The organism is Oliverpabstia intestinalis, assembly GCF_009696065.1.
GTDB classification, from domain to species: domain Bacteria; phylum Bacillota; class Clostridia; order Lachnospirales; family Lachnospiraceae; genus Oliverpabstia; species Oliverpabstia intestinalis.
In genome coordinates, this window is the sequence record NZ_VUMS01000038.1 from 1 (window position 1) to 16,634 (window position 16,634).

General features: G+C 44.1%; 17 protein-coding genes and 1 pseudogene. 3 read left to right on the forward strand and 15 right to left on the reverse strand.

Translation table 11 applies throughout. The features are described from left to right. Positions 1-527: 527 nt before the first annotated feature. Together FYJ57_RS13560 and FYJ57_RS13565 are read right to left on the reverse strand one after the other, a co-directional pair. Entirely contained in the window at positions 528-1,826 is a 1,299-nt protein-coding gene (locus FYJ57_RS13560; protein ID WP_154433075.1) for a tyrosine-type recombinase/integrase, read from the reverse strand. An 87-nt stretch (positions 1,827-1,913) separates the two neighbouring features. Further along, the gene (locus FYJ57_RS13565) at positions 1,914-2,600 is read right to left on the reverse strand and encodes a helix-turn-helix domain-containing protein (RefSeq protein WP_154433076.1); all 687 of its coding nucleotides are present in this window, start codon (positions 2,598-2,600) and stop codon (positions 1,914-1,916) included. 180 nt (positions 2,601-2,780) lie between these two features. Here FYJ57_RS13565 and FYJ57_RS13570 point away from each other — a divergent pair, with 180 nt between their 5' ends. After that, positions 2,781-2,996, forward strand: a complete 216-nt coding sequence (locus FYJ57_RS13570) for a helix-turn-helix domain-containing protein (protein ID WP_004612412.1) — start codon at positions 2,781-2,783, stop codon at positions 2,994-2,996. A gap of 247 nt (positions 2,997-3,243) precedes the next feature. After that, positions 3,244-4,680, forward strand: coding sequence for a MobA/MobL family protein (locus FYJ57_RS13575; protein WP_154433077.1), 1,437 nt, complete (start codon positions 3,244-3,246; stop codon positions 4,678-4,680). A gap of 50 nt (positions 4,681-4,730) precedes the next feature. Here FYJ57_RS13575 and FYJ57_RS13580 read toward each other — a convergent pair whose 3' ends face one another. The 11 genes from FYJ57_RS13580 to FYJ57_RS13625 form a co-directional block, all read right to left on the reverse strand. Further along, on the reverse strand, positions 4,731-4,904 hold the full coding sequence (locus FYJ57_RS13580; RefSeq protein ID WP_016220596.1) for a cysteine-rich KTR domain-containing protein: 174 nt from the start codon (positions 4,902-4,904) through the stop codon (positions 4,731-4,733). Positions 4,905-4,913: 9 nt separating this feature from the next. Beyond that, positions 4,914-5,657 (reverse strand): CPBP family intramembrane glutamic endopeptidase, encoded by a 744-nt coding sequence (locus FYJ57_RS13585; protein ID WP_154433078.1) that lies wholly within the window; start codon positions 5,655-5,657, stop codon positions 4,914-4,916. Further along, entirely contained in the window at positions 5,657-6,220 is a 564-nt protein-coding gene (locus FYJ57_RS13590) for a TetR/AcrR family transcriptional regulator (RefSeq protein ID WP_154433079.1), read from the reverse strand. Before FYJ57_RS13590 ends, FYJ57_RS13585 begins: the two co-directional genes overlap by 1 nt. A gap of 139 nt (positions 6,221-6,359) precedes the next feature. After that, on the reverse strand, positions 6,360-6,740 hold the full coding sequence (locus FYJ57_RS13595) for a TnpV protein (protein WP_205839997.1): 381 nt from the start codon (positions 6,738-6,740) through the stop codon (positions 6,360-6,362). 217 nt (positions 6,741-6,957) lie between these two features. Then, complete coding sequence (locus FYJ57_RS13600; protein ID WP_154433081.1) at positions 6,958-8,556, reverse strand: hypothetical protein; 1,599 nt, start codon at positions 8,554-8,556, stop codon at positions 6,958-6,960. Beyond that, a complete protein-coding gene (locus tag FYJ57_RS13605) occupies positions 8,546-8,734 on the reverse strand; it encodes a hypothetical protein (RefSeq protein ID WP_106491681.1) in 189 nt (62 codons plus the stop codon). The genes FYJ57_RS13600 and FYJ57_RS13605 overlap by 11 nt, the downstream gene beginning before the upstream one ends. A gap of 473 nt (positions 8,735-9,207) precedes the next feature. Then, the gene (locus tag FYJ57_RS15170) at positions 9,208-9,372 is read right to left on the reverse strand and encodes a hypothetical protein (protein ID WP_205839998.1); all 165 of its coding nucleotides are present in this window, start codon (positions 9,370-9,372) and stop codon (positions 9,208-9,210) included. A 3-nt stretch (positions 9,373-9,375) separates the two neighbouring features. Then, a complete protein-coding gene (locus tag FYJ57_RS13610; RefSeq protein WP_154433082.1) occupies positions 9,376-9,648 on the reverse strand; it encodes a hypothetical protein in 273 nt (90 codons plus the stop codon). 24 nt (positions 9,649-9,672) lie between these two features. Next, positions 9,673-10,938, reverse strand: coding sequence for an AfsR/SARP family transcriptional regulator (locus FYJ57_RS13615; protein ID WP_154433083.1), 1,266 nt, complete (start codon positions 10,936-10,938; stop codon positions 9,673-9,675). A gap of 133 nt (positions 10,939-11,071) precedes the next feature. Continuing rightward, entirely contained in the window at positions 11,072-14,230 is a 3,159-nt protein-coding gene (locus tag FYJ57_RS13620; RefSeq protein ID WP_154433084.1) for a response regulator, read from the reverse strand. A 70-nt stretch (positions 14,231-14,300) separates the two neighbouring features. Beyond that, complete coding sequence (locus FYJ57_RS13625) at positions 14,301-14,444, reverse strand: hypothetical protein (RefSeq protein ID WP_154433085.1); 144 nt, start codon at positions 14,442-14,444, stop codon at positions 14,301-14,303. Here FYJ57_RS13625 and FYJ57_RS13630 point away from each other — a divergent pair. Then, positions 14,391-15,017: pseudogene (locus FYJ57_RS13630) on the forward strand (MATE family efflux transporter); the annotation flags it as partial. The gene FYJ57_RS13625 and the pseudogene FYJ57_RS13630 overlap by 54 nt on opposite strands. Positions 15,018-15,098: 81 nt before the next feature. Here the strand turns inward: FYJ57_RS13630 and istB are convergent. Further along, positions 15,099-15,875, reverse strand: a complete 777-nt coding sequence (gene istB, locus FYJ57_RS13635; RefSeq protein WP_154433086.1) for an IS21-like element helper ATPase IstB — start codon at positions 15,873-15,875, stop codon at positions 15,099-15,101. Between the two features lie 6 nt (positions 15,876-15,881). Beyond that, positions 15,882-16,634 (reverse strand): Mu transposase domain-containing protein (locus FYJ57_RS13640; RefSeq protein ID WP_408636487.1); only part of this gene is annotated, 753 nt, incomplete at its 5' end.

Consider the following 16,634-nt stretch of genomic DNA (forward strand, 5'->3'; position numbering starts at 1 on the left):
TTTGTTGAGGGTACAAACAGCAAATTGAAAATGATAAAACGTACCATGTATGGCCGTTGTGGCAAGGAGCTATTAGCCGCAAAACTTATATTGTCAAATAGCTAATACGGATAATTGCGGAAGAACCCAATTTGGGCGGACAAAATGATCAGCTCACGCGGAATTTACAATTTAACGGTCCTACATAATCTCCGATCTTAAAGTTGACATCATAACGCATTCCAAAATAGTTGTTATGTGGATAACCGTTGCTATCGTATTTTGTATTACTGTTCTCAAGCTCATAGTCATTACGAACTCCGTCAAGTGGATAGAAACTAGTATTAGAACCAGCGTCAGTTACCTTATTACCATCTTGGTTATAGACTGCCGCCAGCTCATATCGTTCTCCGCTTCGTGTAAATTCAGGTTTATCTATTCAATCCTCTATAAACCCTCTATTTTCAAGGCATATCGCCTATTAAATGTTCAAACCTTATGTATTTTCCCTTGTTTTTGCCCTTATGAGCCGAAACAAGGGAAATTTTTTATTCTTCGCCGATTACCTTATCCAGCAGTCTTGCGGAAGTACGCTTCGCTTCCCTTGTAGCGTGAGCGTAAATGTTCATTGTGGTACTGACATCAGCGTGTCCGAGAAGTTCCTGCACATCTTTAGGTGCTGCACCGTTTGAAAGCAGATTGCTTGTATAGGTGTGCCTGAGCATATGGAAGTGGAAATCCTCCAATCCCTCCACCTTTTTTCTTGCTGTCCTACACATAATCCCCACCGTACTCGGTGCTTCAAATGCCCCGTCAGGTCTAAGGCAGACAAAGGATAATTCCTTGTACCCCTCTGGGACTTCCTCCGACCTCGGCAGACTGTAAACCTCATAATAGGTGCGGTCTTTTTCTTTAACCTCCAAATAGTAATTAAGGCTGTACAGTTCCCCGTATCGGAAACGGTTTTTGTGCTGTTTTGCTTTTGCAGCTTTCAGGATTGCGGCAAGCGTATCGCAAAAGTCCACGGTGCGGATTTTTTTACGCTTTGTTGCCCCTATTTCTGTTTTGTGCCTTGCCCCGTTGTAACGCATGCTGCGGCGTACTGTCAAATATTGTTCTTCAAGGTTGATGTCCTGCCAAGTCAGACCGCAGACCTCTCCAATACGCAAGCCTGTATAATAGGCTATCTGTATAGGAAGAAGTGCAGGATTGTTTTTCTTTTTCAGGAAGTCCTCTAACCTCTGATACTGTTCGTAGCTGAGCGTTGGTGTGGAAGCAGTTTCTCCGTCCTCGTCCGAGAACAGTTCGTATTCTTCTTTCTTTCCCCGCCATACCACATACTGCATCGGGTTAAAGGTTATCAGCCTTTTTGGGAATACCGCAAAACGGAACGCCCCTTGTAAAACAGCCGAAAACAATCGGAGATACCCTTTGCTGAGTGCCTTTGCGGTTGTGCCGTCAGGATTTGCACCGCCAAAGCTGAGAAAGTCTATATACGCCTGTAAATGGTCGGCGGTTACGGTTTTCAGCTTTCGGTTTCCTATCGGGTACTGTTTGATACGGTTGACCGTTCCCTGATAGGACATTACCGTACCATTGCTGAGATTGCCGGGTTTCAGTTCTTCCTCCACCCACAGATCGAGCAGCATACCAACTGTGATGTTTTCAGACTTCGCAACGAATTTCTTTTCCTCATAGTCAGCGATTGCTTTTCTGAGCAGGGCTTCTGTTTCAGACTTGCTTTCTGTTCCCACAAACTCTTTCTGTACTTTTCTGCCGCTTTCATCTTCGATATAGAAGCGTGCGTACCACTTTTTACCTTTTTTTCTTACAGAACCTTTTGCCATAGATAAATTTCCCCTTTCTATCCGTGGCAATCGGGACTGTGACATATGGTGTGCGTAAAGTAATAAGGTTACTTATGCCGATGAGTGTCAGTCATCGTTTTCACTTGTCAAAGAGCCACGGAATTTTTCTTTTTCAGCAACCCTTTCTTCGGCTGCTGTCGCTATCCCGAACAGGTCGCCCATCTTTACAGCGGTGCGTCCCTCATCGTAGATATGTAAAATCCCGTCTAAAAACTGTTTCATATCCTCGATAGGAAGTTCCATTTCTTTACGGTAAACCCTTTCCATAATCGCCCCTGACTCAATCGCATAGCGGCGTAAGGACTGCTTTAAGCCTTCGTCCTCGGCTACACGGTCAACCTCAGCCATAGCGTCTGCAAAGTGATAAGTCATAACCGTATAGAGGTCAATCATCTTTCCGAGGAATGTCGTGAGCAGTTGTTGGTGCGGTTCTCCCTTTACCACGGAAGAAACCGTATCAAGATATTTTTTGATATGTTCCTCCATATCCCTTGCACATAAAGTGCGGCTGTCATATTCCTTATCTTCGGAAAGTCCTGTCAGCCATTCGGGAGTGGTCAGGAGTGCTTCTGCCAGCCCGTTGATAATCATTGTACGCTTCGGGTCTACACCGTCCGCTTCATATCTTTGAATGGTAGATTTGTTTACTCCGACACGCTTACCAAGTTCGGGCATTGTTAAGTTTAATTCTGTTCGGCGTTCTTTTACTCGTTCACCGACCTGTTTTGCGGTGAATGTAATTTCTTTTTTCAAGGTTTTCACCTCCTATTGCTGATAGTATAGCATAGCGAAACCTATTTTGCAACCATAAATTTAATAATAGGCAAAAATATTTCTTAATCAGTTGCAAAACAAGTTGACAAGGGATAGCAAAATAAGTATAATTACAGATACATAGTTGCAAAATGCGTATTTTGAAAGGAGGTTAATAAAATGAGCAACATCAAAATGGGTTTAACCATAGAAGAAGCAGCAGAATGTACGGGTATCGGAAGAAATACAATGCGTAAGTTGGTAGACTGGGGCAAGTTGCCTGTCCTCAAGGTCGGCAGAAAAGCGATTATCCGCAGGGATACTTTAGAGCGATTTATGAGCGTCAATCAGGGAAGAAACCTGCTCAATGAAAACGATGTCCGCAAAGTAGAATAAGCATTCTCCAAGCCCTCGGCGTTTGAGAGCGAAATACACCCCTCGCACAAATCTTCGATTTGTACTCTGAGTATTTCGCCCTTGCAGGGGGCACTGTATCACAGCTTCGGGCAAAGCACCGCCGCTATGATACAGAAGAAAACAGCCCGCTGTTTTCTTCGCTGTCCGTCTGCTTACGCCGCCGAAACAGCGGCAACCGATTTCTCGGTTGCAAAAAGAGTATGCCCGTCACGGGAGGAAGGAGTATATGGCAAGACATTCATTTATACAGATGTCGAAGCTACCCAATGTCAAGGGAAGAATATCCTATATCACAAGCCACGCAAGGCAGGAAAATCTCTATGCCACCTACCGCACCGCCGACAATGAATTTTGGAGTAACCTTGCAAGGGAAAGCCAGCAGGAATTTAAGCGAAGCGGTACAGAGGGCAAATGTATTGAAGCAAGGGAATTGATTATCGCCCTGCCCGAAATTTATACAAGATATGAGCCGCAGGAAGTCCTTGAAGATTTTACGGAGGAGTTCCGCAGGCGGTATGGCGTGGAGTGCGTGTCAGCCCTCCACCACAACAAACGCAAAACAAACTATCATATCCATCTTATCTTCAGCGAAAGAAAACTGCTTCCTGAGCCTGACATCAAGATAGCCACACGCAGCGTGTTCTATGATGAAACAGGCAAAAGGGTACGCACCAAGAAAGAAATCACAGGGGAGGACGGGCAGATACGAAAAGGCTGCACCGTCATAAAAAAGGGAGAAATTTATGAAAGCCACCTCTTTACCGTGAAAGATGATAAATTCAAAAGCGAGCCTTTTCTTCGGGAGGTAAAGGAGATTTACACCGACCTTATCAATCGGCATATCTCCGATCCCGAACAGCAGTTAAAGGTCTTTGATAAGAACAGCGTGTATCTTCCCACCAAAAAAATCGGCAAGAACAATCCCAAAGCCGCCGAGATTGAAGCGGATAACGCCGCAAGGCAGGAATGGAACAGGACAGCGGATATGGCGTTGTTATCGGGTATTTCCGAAGCAAAGATTTTAGAAGTCAAGCAGACCGAGATACACGAAAAAGCAAGCCAGTCAATCAAGAGCAAAGGCTGGCTGCCTAATCTGTTCCGTGGGATTGTGGCAAAGGCAAAAGATTTTCTGCAAAACCTTATTCGGGAAAAAGATATGCCACCCAAGCCTACACTTGATATTGATATGGCAGAGTTCCGCCATATGCGAAACCTAATGATAAAAGTACAGGATAAGGCAAAGGAAATCAAAAACTTGCAGGACAAAGTTCTACCGCAGTTGAAACAGCAGCTTGCCGATACAAAGGGGCTTTTCAAAGACAAAGAACGAAAAGCGTTAGAGGTAAAAATCAAAGAAACCGAAGCGGAGATTGCCGACAGGTTGGATAAAATTCCCGATACGCTCAAAGAGGACGATTATCCCGATGTACAAGTTTTTATGCGTACTTTCCGAGAAATGGAAAGCGTTGTAGAACAATACAACCGTGACCTTGCTGAGTGGGAATATCAAGTCAGCAGGAAATCGACAACCGCCGCTAAAGGACCGCACAGACCGCCCGAAAGGCAGAGCGTGTTAAAACATCTGCGAGAGATACAGGAACGAAACAGGCAGAAACCGCCGCAAAGACAGCGTAAGAAATCCATTGACAGAGATAGCCGATAGGCATTGAAAAACCGCCGTTATGGTTTTACCCATAGCGGCGGCATACATAATCATTTACTGACTGCAAGCGTGATTTTCATATCCTGAACATTGATGATTGTTTCTTTCTTGCACTTCGGACAGTAGAGAGGAAAGTTTTTTAATTCCGTATCTTCCCGTATCATAGTACGGGTTTTATTGCCGCATACAGGGCAATATATCCATTCTGAAATAATAGTTGGCATATAATATCATCACCGCCTATCATTATTTTCATATTCATCAAATTGTTTTGTTTTTTTCAATATCCACAGTGCGTAACTTAAGCTAATAATACATAATACTGCACTTGAAATAATATGAATCTTCATTGAAGAATTTTCAACAGCAAAAACGCTCGAAGAATTTACAAAACTATGTGCAATAATACACGGTAAAAGGCTCTTTCCTTTGTAAAAAATAATTGTAAAAAGAAAACCTATTGCGATTGCATAACAAACTTGTAAGAGTGTAGGTATTAAATCTTTTCCGTTCAGTAAGTTTACAATATGTCCAATTCCAAAAGTAACACTTGAGATAACAATCGCCAACTTTACATTGTCATTGTATAATGCTTTGAACAGAAATCCACGAAAAATAATTTCTTCAATGAATCCAACGCAGAGCATACTTAAAATATATAACACAGTTTCTAAAACAGACAGCTTCATCGTAACGCCATTCCATAGGTTAATACTCATAATTAGAAGTAGCGGAGTAAAATATAAGAAATTTCTAAGGCTTCCATCAAAAGAACACAGACCGTATTTTTCTTTTAAGTTGTGTTTACTCACAAAAACTAAAAGAAGCAATGTAAAAACTATAGCAACGGGTGCAGCAATTATTTTTTCAGTGCCAAGCGAAGCAGAAAAGCTGTCAGCAACACTAAACAAAACAACATAGGAAACAATCCAAACCAATGAGAAATTTAATTCATTTTTCTTATATAAACGATACATTATAATCCTCCTTTTAATGAATAAACTGTTCCGTCAAATACCAAGTCTAAATCAGATATAATCGTCTGTTCGTCATAGGCCATTTCGTTATTTGCAAACATACTTGCATATCCGTGTGCAATCAGGAATAATGAACGGAAAATGGTTTTCGCCTGTTCTGTATTGACCTCTACTTCTTTACTCAGTATAGCTATAATAGGCTGTAATTCTTCAGAATTTATCAACTCAGAAATATTTTTTCCTATAAACTCATTTGTTTGAAATAGAAACCGAAACAAATTTTTTTCTGTTTCAGCAAAGCGTATATAATTCAGTCCAATATCTTTCATCGGATTTTCACTCTGAATATTAGTTATATATTCGGAATGATACTCATCTGCCTTAACATATACAGTTTTTTTCAATTCCTCTATTGTTTTAAAATGATACATAACAGGTTGAGTGGAACAGCCTAATTTTTTTGATACAGCTCGTGCATTGATATTTTCTGCTCCCTCACTTCGTGCTATCTCAAATGCTGCATCTATAATCATCTCTTTTGTAATTTTCACCTTTGGTGGCATATTTTTCACCTCTCTGTCATTTTATAATTATTGTTATATAACATAAATTATAATAAGAGGAGAGATTTTTGTCAAGTTTCGTAACGAAAATATAGTAAAAATAAGCGACAGAGAATTTACTCCCTGCCGCCTTGTCTACTTATGCGAATATAATTTCCCTCTCCACAATCTCCATAGCACAAGCCCGAATGTTATTCATCTGTCCAACCCATTCTAAGGCATTTTTCGCCTTTAGGCGTTCCGTGATACCCTGTGCCTGCTTCATCTGTTCTACAAGTCTTTCAAAGCGTTTCTCCGCCTGTTTATCGACATCCGCAAGATAAGCATTCAACTTGCCACTTGTGAGTAGCGTGGCGTAAAACGCCCTCTTATGTTCCTGTAAATATCGTTTGTGTCGCTGCCCCCATAAACCGATAGGTTTGTTTTCTTTTTCGGCTGGTAAGGTCAGGCAAGGGATATAATAATCTCTTTGCAGTTCATACCAAAGACCATTGCTTTCATCATAAATATACTTGTTCATTAAAAAATCCTCCACTATAATATATTCGCACATACATCACAGTTCTCCGATTGCCACACTCTGTTATATCTTGTTATGGGATTTTCTTTCCCTTGATTTTGCCCTTATAAGCAGTCAGGGAAAGAGTAAACTTGTGTGAAATCATATAAAGGGATAAGGCGAACACATTGCGATAAATCCTTTATTTTCAATGCTTTTGGAGGATTTTATTGATAACCTATGGAGAGCAATAATCACTCATAATTTTATGGTTTTCAAATTCTAGTTTGTAATTTTTATATACCTTTCGCGTATATCGAGTTTCAGAAGAATATGTATTTCCTTCACTGTACTCATATTTATTGTTGTTCCATGTTTTATTAATTTTTTTCCAGTTACCTGTTATAGCAATATCTGTATCATTAAAGAAACCGGGATCTGCATAGTTAAACACTGGTTGATCATTACTATCAAGACTACTTATTAACCCTGTGATAGGATTCGTCATGTCTTTGCCAATATACCCATTAGCATTTCTTCCATCGCTTGCACTACATTCTGCATGATAAACCGTATCGTAGTCGTAATTTCTCTTATTCTCTCCAACAGTTAATTTACCGTTGGTATTCTGTGAGTAATTGCTAATATCATTAATTGAATGTACTGTTCCATTCTTCATAGTACCAGCTTTAACCGTGTAATCATAAAATGTCACACCATCTTTTTTCTGTGACGTCTCTGGTTTACAATACACTCTTATCGTGATATCTTTTACAGCTTCAATGTTACTTGCAGCCTCTTCTGAAATTTCCTTATAACCATCTGTCTCATCACCGACTTCAATTTTTTCTAGTTCCCAATTTTGAGTTTTCACAAAATCTTTTACGCTTCCTCCAACCGAAAGAGTATATTTGCTAGAATAAATTTTTTCAGCTGGATTTTTGGAATTATCGTAATGCTCGACAGTAACTGTAACTGTTGCGGTACCCTTTTGTACAATGACATATTTAGAAAAATGCGGAGCATCAAATACGACTTTTCCCTCTCCGTCAACAGCACCTTTCATGTCTTCCGCCACGTTGTTATCATTCACATGCAGTACTGCCGCATCCTCACTGGATGTGATCTCCGGGGTGTCTACGCTGACCTGTACCGGAGTAGTTGGCTGTACTTCGGAACCGTTTACCAGGAATTTGATATCGTAGGAGAAGATATTCTTGATGGAAAACTGTTCTTCGATCGCTTTTTCTTCTACTGCTTTTTCGATTTCCTTTACTTCGTCTTCTGAAGTGATCTCTGTTACGGAAAGCTTTGCGTCTGCGGGAAGTGCTCCTGCTTCTGCGGTTACGTTAACGGTTGTGTTTCCAACAACCTGACTCCATGTGAGCTGCTGGTTTTCAGCTTCCGCCTGTGTTGCATCTTCTTCAGGAGTTTCAGCTGTAGCATTTTCTGATGCAGGTGCTGTCTCCTCGGTCGGTGCAGTTGCAGGTGCCTGAACTGCTGACGCCTGTGCTGCAGGTGCCTCTGTTGTCGGCTGTTCTGCTGCAGGTGCTTCCGCTACCGGCTGGGCTTCCTGGGTTTCGGCGGTTGTTTCCGGTTCTGCGGCAACCTGTTCCACGGCTGCGGGTTGTTCATCGGCTACTGCCTGGCCTTCATCTGCTGCGTAGGCAGCCACGTCCATGTCATCGGCAACGGCTTCGTCCTGAGTCTGTACTTCCGCTTCCTGTGGGTATTCGGTCTGTCCGGTCTCGGATGCGAATATGAAGCTGCTGTTGCTTATGGCAACGACCATGCAAAGCACCAATGCCAGAAGTCTTTTTTTATTTCTACTTTTCATGGTTTTCTCCCTCCTCTTCATCCAAAGCACTCTCTATCAGTTTTAATAATTCTAAAGCGCTGCGGAACTGCTGCTTTTCTTTTTTTTCCACCCAGGTCACCGAACCCTGCCAGGTGGCATTCTGCCTGTTGTAAATATTTAAGATAAAGGTCTCCGTCTTTTTAGTAGAATCGCTCACAGCTGTTCCACCTCCTTCTGTACTCTGTTTTTATATATGTCTTATAATAGACGCACCATTACTAAAAGCATTACAGTCATTATATATTTAGTATTTTTTTTATTTTTGTTGGATTCTGTAACGTTTTGTGATATCGGTGCGGATCCTGTTCCCTGCCGGCGTAATTATGTCCGCCTGCGGTTGCTGTATGTGGAATCTGCTACATCTTCATGGATTCGTCCGTTTCTCTGACGGGTTTTTGCCTCATTACTTATATTGTATGTGGGGTTTTATGGTTTATGACATGGTTTTTGAGATCGATCCGGTGGATCCAATTATATATAGAAGAAACTCGTTTTTTATTACTCTTTCATTTTGTTCCGATCTGTGATCGAATTACCCAGATGTGAAATGTAATACTTTTTGATGTTTTCCGCCTGTACAGAAAAAAGCAGGAGTCCTTATCTTTTATAAGAGTTCCTGCTTCTGTACTTTTATTTTCTTCCCAGTATGGCATCCATCTCGATGATCAGTTCCAGGACACTGCAGAATTCCATCTCCTGATGTCCTTCTTTCCATGCTAAGATGCCCTGCCAGGTGGCGTTCTGGCGGTATTTGACAAAGATGTGGAAGGTGGCACAGATGCCGCTTTGTTCCATCAGCTACTGATATTCCATACTTTTTTCATGTAGTTCCTCCATCGCACGCTTTTCCGTACTGAACTCCCGAAGGACCACCGAGGATTCCGGAAAACGAATGCTGTCGTAAAAGTCTGCCATGTAACGGATCAGCTGCACGACATTTTCAAAGGACTGTGGCTCCTGGGAATAACCGTGATATAGTCGGCCGGATATCTCGCTGGCCTGACTTTCGTCCACACACACCGTGATCAGGTTCGGTGCTGCCAGTACTTCTCCATTCCAAAATTGACTCATGTTTCACACTCCTGTTCCTGTTGCCTATTTCCAGCGAAATTCATTTTTCTGAAAACTTAATCTTGCATTTGGATTCTCCACGTCTGCGATGGATGATACGTAATATTCCAGATATTTGTTCCAGGATCCATGTTTTTGTGTGAACCGTGCGGCGATGCGCCGGAAGATAATGTCACAGTTTTCCTGGCTGGTTCCGACCAGAAGGATCAGGAACTGAGACGGGCTGTATTTGGAAAAGGAATCTCCTCGGCGCAGACTGTTTTTTACTGCCCGGTGCAGTTCCATGGACATCACATCCAGCTTTTCCCGGTTTTCCATCGGATGGCCGTTGCCGTCTGTCAGGGAGCATACCATAAGGAATGCGGACTGTCCGTTTCGCTCGATCAGCCGACGCACCAGCCGGTAGTTATCCCGGAAGCTTGGCAGGCTGCAGTAGAAGGCACCGTCTTCGTACTCCGGTTCTTTCAGGTCTTCCTTGATCTCTCCTGCCGCATGGTATTTTCTTCCCATCCGTTCGCTCATCTCCTGGAACTGGTTCATCATGCGCTCGGATGGTGTGATTCCCAGTTCTTCAAAGAACATTTTTGAAGTCGCATCGTACAGCTGATATGCTTCTTTGTAGCGGTTCATACCCATCAGGGCATCAATTTTTAAGGACTGCCATTCGTCGAACGGATAGATCTCGATGGCATTGTCTGTCAGTTCCAGAATGGTGTCGTATTCGTGCTGTTCTTTTCTGTAGGCACACAGCCGACGGAGTATCTTGGAATATTTGTCTTTGTAACGGACACTGTTCATGATGACCCAGTCTTCTCCGGACTGCATCGGAAGAAGTTCTCCTTTGTACAGCCTGCAGGCCTTCTCCCACAGATTCATCTTCCTGGTTTCGTCTACTTCTTCTTCTCCTTCTCTGACAAGTTCCATAAAGTGTGCCACATCCAGATCCACTTTCATCGGGCTGCGCCAGTAAAAGACACCTTTTTCTTTTACGATATACTCATATTCCGGCAGTCCCGCCTCGACCAGCATCTTGCGCAGACGGAATACCGTCACACGCAGGTTATTGCCCACATTGGCCAGTTCTTCTCTTCCAAAGAGATCGTCAAGCAGCTGGGCTCTGGGGATTCCTGTGCTCCCGCGGTCCTCCACCAGACTGGAATGCAACAGAATCTGCAGTAGTTTTACTGCTTTGGTTGCCGAGTTTCTCTTGAAGGTTATCGGCTGTTCTCCATAGGTTATGGAGAACCTTCCCAACATATTCACTTTGAGTTCCGGTAACTGCTTATCCATATGATTCCCTCCCCTCATCTACTCCTCGTTTTTATCATAGAAAAGTAAATCGCCTCCGGTATGGTATCTCCCGGAAGCGACTTCTCGCTGGTTTTATTTTAGTCAGTTATCTCTTCTTTGTCAACGCAAAGCATTACACTTTTTTTGCTTTCCACGATTTTCTGATCACTTTCGCCAGTTCTTCCTCGCGGATCGGTTTTGCGATATAGTCATCCATTCCTGCTTTCCGGCAGGTTTCCCGGATGTCTGCTGTCGTCTGTGCAGTCATCGCAATGATCGGAATCGACGCCGCATCTTCCCGTTTCAGGTCACGGATACGCTGTGTGGCTTCCATGCCGTCCATCACAGGCATCATCACATCCATCAGGATCGCATCGAAACTGCCGGCAGGTTTTTGGAAAAAGAGAGCTACTGCCTCCTGTCCGTTCCATGCTTTTTCTACTTTTGCCCCTGCTTCTTCCAGATAGAACTGTGCAATCTCCATATTGATCTCATTATCCTCTACCAGAAGGATGCTTCGGTCGCGGAGGAGATCCGATATATCTTCTCCCGCTGTGTTTGTTTCTGAAGCGGCTGTCTCGTTGACGGTGAACGGCAGACGGAAGGTAAATGTGGTTCCTTCTCCACGGACGCTCTCCACCTGAATGGTTCCGCCCATCTTTTCCACCAGTCCTTTGACGATCGACATTCCGAGTCCGGTTCCCTGATAGCGTGTTCTGGCTCCGTATTGTTCCTGGGTGAACGGCTCAAACAGCTGATTCTTTACAAAGTCCCCGCTCATGCCGATACCGGTATCTGCGATTCTGAATTCGTACCAGGCTGTTTTTCCGTCACAGGATACTTCTTCCGCGTATGTATCCACGGATCCCAGCGGTTTGTTGTATTTGACCGCATTGCTGAACAGGTTCAGCATGATCTGGCGCAGCTGTAACGGGCTTCCCTTCAGTGCTGTGTGGTGTATATTTTTCCGGTATACCCGGTGTGTGATCCGGTTCTGTTCCAGAAGCGGATTCATCAGTGCCGCCACTTCCCGCATCAGCACTTCCATGTCAAATGGTTCATTCTCTGCCTGGATCTGATTGGTTTCCAGTTTGTTCATATCCAGTACATCGTTGACAAGCGCCAGCAGATGATCGGCAGACACCTGTATCTTATCCATACATTCTTCCATCTTCTCCGGGTTGTGTTCATTTTTCCGAAGGATCTCCAGCATCCCCATGATGCCGTTGAGCGGTGTACGGATATCATGGCTCATGCGGTTCATGAAGTCTGTCTTGGCTTTGCTTTCTGCATCGGCCTCCTGCACCGCTTTTTGCAGCCGTTCTTTTTCCTCTTCTTCTTTTTTATGGAATTCCGAAGTGTTCTTAAACAGAATAATTCCATGTACAGCACTGTGTTCTTTTCCGGTCTCCCGGTCGTACAGCAGTTCCCGGGACATCAGGATCGTCTTCTGAAGCCAGATCATCCTGCCATCCTGTTTTTCTTCCCGGTACTCTACGGTGATCTGTTTATCCCCTTCACGGAAGCGTTTCAGCAGTTTTTCCGAGGAATCCATGATCCGGTAGCTTTCCAGCGTATCGTCTGTCACCTTTTGACTCCGTTCTCTGCAGTAGGCATCGTAAGAGCATGGCATCTCCCGGTCGATAATAATGCTTTCACGTTTCACATGGTAGAATGCATTTTCCAGGCAGTCATTGGTCAGGTCTACGGTATATACCGCTTCCGCTGTTTCCATTAATGCGTCTACATAATTGCTGTTTTCCAGAATCGACTGTTTCATCTGCTCGTAATAGCGGATCAGTTCCTGTTTTTCATCCGTCTTGTGCTGCCTGCTGTCCCGGAAGTTCTCCTGTCCCAGGATAAAATGGTGTAGTCTGCCATCTTCTGTGGCATCCAGGAATCTCAGGATCACTCTTCCCCGGTGAACCACATTCTCTCTTTTGTATCGATAGGGAATCTCCAGCTGGGGATTGTCCTTTGTCAGCTGCTGTTCCAGGGAGGTAAGCTGTAAGGTCTCCCAGAATTCTTTTCTCACCCGGTCGGTTGCCAGTTCTTCCACGATCTGTTCCACCGCCCCGGAATAATTACCGTCTTCCGCAAGAAAGTATCCGGTGCTTGACCGCAGGATCTCATACTGATCCATCAGGGCATCACAGTACAGACAGTCCGAAAAATGGTATTTTTCTTTTTTGATCCATTCCAGCAGTTCATAGGCTTTCTGCTGTTTTTGTGCCGCTTCTTCGATCTTTGCCCTGTTTTTGTCCACGTACATGTTTTTATCCGCCAGCCGGAACAGTTCCCGGAGGGTGGAACCGGCAAAGTCCAGGGAGATTGCGTACCCTGCCGCATAGCTGATCGGCATCTCCGGGTGTTTTGCGGAGTAGTTTTTCATCTGTGTGCGGATCTTTTTTAAGGTTTCCCGCATCTTCGAGTGGTCAGTCTTTTGAAAAATCGCGATGAATTCGTCTCCTCCGTCCCTGCCGACAAAGTTTTCCGGATCTACCGCGAGGCGAAGCTGTTCGGCAAAGGAACGGATATATTCGTCTCCCTTGTCATGTCCCAGATTGTTGTTGATGATTCGCAGGTTATTCAGATCAAACACACAGACGGCTGTACTCTCTTCTTCTCCGAGAGGAGTGGGATCGCTCAGGATCTCTTCGCATTTGTTTTTGTTCGGCAGTCCTGTGGATTCATCCAGATAGATTTTCTTTCGCAGGATCCTGTTTTGTGCCGCACAGCGGAGTGCCCGAAGCAGTTCTACACCGATCAGAAGTACCAGGCAGACAATATCTGCAACTACAATCTTTTCAAGATGGTTCAATGCAGTCGCTCTTTTTTGTGAATATCGTTCCGCAATCCCGGTTACCTCATCACACATCTGGAAAAAATTCTCGCTCATGCCGATTATTGCTGTCTGTTCATAGCCTTTTTGCCGTACTTTCGAGATTTCTTCTTTTAATTCCGTAAAGTAAGCTGCAAGTTCATCCATTTTTCCCTGGAATTCTGTATCCTCCAGCCGTACCAGGTCCAGTTCGTCACTTCCGAAACGAAGTCCGTTGATGATCGCTTCCACGGTCTCTATCATCTCGTCATCCGGCTCCTTTGACACTTCCAGTTTGATCACCCGCTGGGTTTCTCCGCGAACCAGTCCGGCGTAGTTTACGACCCTTGCCGTACCCTGGAGGTCACTGACCAGCGACATGATACCGAAAAACAAAATAATCAGTATTATCGTGAGTACCGTCATTCCTGCCCGAAGGATATAGGCTACTCGTTTTTCTCTTTTCTTCATCCATGTTTACCCCATATATGATTTATATTCCTGTGCTCTATTCTACCTGATTTTACCGGAAACTGCAATGTTAGCAATATCGAATCAGTTTTCTGTTTTTCCTGCATAATCTCTTAATATTTTTTACTGTCTCTATATAATTATCGCTGCTGTTTGTTCCGTTGCCTGTATCGTCAATATCGTCGGTGATCTGATCCTCGTTGCCGGACTCCATCCGGATGCTGCCGGAGCAGCCCTCGCCACCGTTTTTGCACAGGCTGTCAGTGTGGTGTGTGCTGTTATTCTTCTGTTAAAGAAGAAGCTGCCGTTTAAGATCTGCAGGTCTGATTTCTATCTGAACGATCAGTGTGGAAAGTTCTTTACCATCGGTCTTCCTCTGGCTTTGCAGGAGTGCCTGACGCAGCTTTCTTTTCTGGCTCTGTGTGCCTTTGTGAACCGTCTGGGACTCGAAGCTTCCTCCGGTTATGGGGTCGCCTGTAAGATCGTGAACTTTGCCATGCTGATCCCAAGCTCTCTGATGCAGTCCATGGCATCTTTCGTTTCTCAGAACGTGGGTGCCGGTAATCAGAAGCGTGCCGGACGATCCATGTTTACCGGTATCGGTGTTGGGTTGTTTTTCGGTTGTTTTGTCTTCGCTCTCGTGCTGTTAAAGGGCGATGTTCTCTCCGGTTTCTTCACTACCGAAAGTGCCGTTATCCGGAGCGCCTACGCCTACCTGAAAGGTTTTGCCCCGGAAACACTGCTTACTGCCGTGCTGTTCAGTATGATCGGATATTTTAATGTGAATATTCTTGTGCGGCAGAGCCGCCTGTCCAGTGTAACGTGAGCCACCTGTCCAGACGGAGTGAGCCACAATAAATATGCGAGTTTACTCGCGTAATGCTTTATCCAAGCCATATACTTCTCGCATTGATCGATCATGTTCAGCATCAATGCTTGTGATATTTATTCGATAGCTGTCATGGGCAATACGATCAATGATTGCATCTGCAAGAGGACTGTCATCACCACCAAGCTGATCATACCATTCTTCGAATTCATACTGAGAGCAGAAAATCGTAGATGATTTCTTGCGTCTTCGATGAAGGAGTTCAAAGATATCCTTCTGCTCGGCTTCCGTTGGTTTTAGAAGAAGCCATTCATCAAGAATGAGAACCAACGGGTTAGCGTATTTAACCATGACCTTTCGATAGTTACCTTCTGTCCTTGCGATTTCCAGATCAATGAGCAGATCCGGAAGTCGGACATACTTGGTGTTGTAATACCGCTTGCATGCCTCCATGCCAAAGGCACAGGCCATGTAAGTCTTACCACAGCCTGTAGCACCGGTAATAAAAAGGTTCCGGTGTTCAGATATATACTCACAAGTTGCAAGCCGGTTAATAAGAGCCTTGTTGAGTTTGCGACCGGAAGTGTAGTTGATATCCATGATATTTGCTTCCGGCTGGTCGAATCCGGCATTACGGATCAGTCGTTTCTGACGATTATTTTTACGATTGCTGTATTCGATGTCCACCAGCATACCAAAACGGTCCTCAAATGGTACTTCTTTAAATTTAGGATCATCCAGTTGGTTACGAAATGCATCTGCCATGGTAGTAAGGCGCATTTCAATTAATTTATCTATTGTACTCTGATTTGTCATATGTGTTTACCTCCGATAGTAATCGGCACCTCTTGTGATGCCATGTGCTTTATGTGTGGTCTTGGATTCAGTTGTTTCTGATTCCGGTTTTACAGAACTTGTTACAAGGATGTTTTTAATACTCTTGTAACTGGGCGAGGATGTATAGGATAAAGCTTTTTTACAGGCCGCTTCAAGCAATGCATCTGAGTATTTCTCAGCAAGCTTTAGAAGTCCCATACAACTTCGGTAGGTCTGTTGTTCCACACTTTTGGAGGTCAGTATTGCATTGACCACAGTGTACGTATTTATGCCAATCCGCTCAGCCCATTTGCGGAACCGGTCGCCATTCCATTCCAGATATTTCTGGTGGTCTTCCGGCATATGTTCCGTGATAGTGCTGTACTGCCCAGGGCGTCCTTTCAGACGACGATGGGAAGCAATGCGGTTATGGTTGTAGAAAATTTCAATAGTGGTATCTGTTACCTTTACATCAACTTTCTTTTTGATGTATTCATAAGGAACTGAGTATAGCATTCCGTCCACAGATATGTGATAATTGAACTGGACAGTGGCTGTTTTCCAGTCACTCAGTTCAAAACGGGTAGCAGGTAATGGTGCCAGCAATGGTTTTTCTTCCTCAAGAAATAAGCTTCGCCGACTACCCTCTTTCTTTTGAAAGAGCCTTTGGTTGAACAGTTCGAGCTTGTCTCTGATTGCACGATTTAATTCGGCAAGGGAGAAGAACCGTTCATCCCGAAGTGCTGCTGTTATCCAGGT

Bases quoted from the DNA above. Each gene is read 5' to 3' on its own strand.
- istB (WP_154433086.1), bottom strand. From the start codon at position 15,875: ATGACAAATCAGAGTACAATAGATAAATTAATTGAAATGCGCCTTACT.
- FYJ57_RS15170 (WP_205839998.1), bottom strand. From the start codon at position 9,372: ATGGAACAAAGCGGCATCTGTGCCACCTTCCACATCTTTGTCAAATAC.
- FYJ57_RS13600 (WP_154433081.1), bottom strand. From the start codon at position 8,556: ATGAAAAGTAGAAATAAAAAAAGACTTCTGGCATTGGTGCTTTGCATG.
- FYJ57_RS13590 (WP_154433079.1), bottom strand. From the start codon at position 6,220: ATGCCACCAAAGGTGAAAATTACAAAAGAGATGATTATAGATGCAGCA.
- FYJ57_RS13615 (WP_154433083.1), bottom strand. From the start codon at position 10,938: ATGGATAAGCAGTTACCGGAACTCAAAGTGAATATGTTGGGAAGGTTC.
- FYJ57_RS13570 (WP_004612412.1), top strand. From the start codon at position 2,781: ATGAGCAACATCAAAATGGGTTTAACCATAGAAGAAGCAGCAGAATGT.
- FYJ57_RS13560 (WP_154433075.1), bottom strand. From the start codon at position 1,826: ATGGCAAAAGGTTCTGTAAGAAAAAAAGGTAAAAAGTGGTACGCACGC.
- FYJ57_RS13610 (WP_154433082.1), bottom strand. From the start codon at position 9,648: ATGAGTCAATTTTGGAATGGAGAAGTACTGGCAGCACCGAACCTGATC.
- FYJ57_RS13595 (WP_205839997.1), bottom strand. From the start codon at position 6,740: ATGAACAAGTATATTTATGATGAAAGCAATGGTCTTTGGTATGAACTG.
- FYJ57_RS13580 (WP_016220596.1), bottom strand. From the start codon at position 4,904: ATGCCAACTATTATTTCAGAATGGATATATTGCCCTGTATGCGGCAAT.
- FYJ57_RS13575 (WP_154433077.1), top strand. From the start codon at position 3,244: ATGGCAAGACATTCATTTATACAGATGTCGAAGCTACCCAATGTCAAG.
- FYJ57_RS13585 (WP_154433078.1), bottom strand. From the start codon at position 5,657: ATGTATCGTTTATATAAGAAAAATGAATTAAATTTCTCATTGGTTTGG.
- FYJ57_RS13620 (WP_154433084.1), bottom strand. From the start codon at position 14,230: ATGAAGAAAAGAGAAAAACGAGTAGCCTATATCCTTCGGGCAGGAATG.
- FYJ57_RS13625 (WP_154433085.1), bottom strand. From the start codon at position 14,444: ATGGAGTCCGGCAACGAGGATCAGATCACCGACGATATTGACGATACA.